Source organism: Streptococcus sp. HMSC067A03 (assembly GCF_001814295.1).
Lineage (GTDB): Bacteria > Bacillota > Bacilli > Lactobacillales > Streptococcaceae > Streptococcus > Streptococcus constellatus.
Genome location: NZ_KV815663.1, coordinates 1 through 241, shown reverse-complemented (window position 1 = coordinate 241; position 241 = coordinate 1). Strand labels below are relative to the sequence as shown.

Below are 241 nucleotides of genomic sequence, written 5' to 3'. Positions count from 1 at the left end.
ACACCAATAGCAAGAGCGATTTTCTTTAATGATGCCCCTTTTTCAAATTTTAGAAGAGCATGTACGTGTTCTTCTTTATCGTTAATTTCATTTTTCATCTTGTCAGGATTCCAAATAGTTACTTTGTCTTTATCGTGTTTGATTATATATGCTTCTTTGGCAATGATATCATGTTCTTCTAATTTTTGAATAATTATTTCTAATAATGGGCGACAGTTGCCATCCTTTGCTTTTTGAATTA

The 241-nt window shown here is 30.7% G+C and carries 1 pseudogene; it reads right to left on the bottom strand.

Annotated elements, in window-relative coordinates:
- Window positions 1-239 (bottom strand): annotated as a pseudogene (locus HMPREF2963_RS06605) (plasmid replication-like protein); the annotation flags it as partial.
- Window positions 240-241 lie beyond the last annotated feature (2 nt).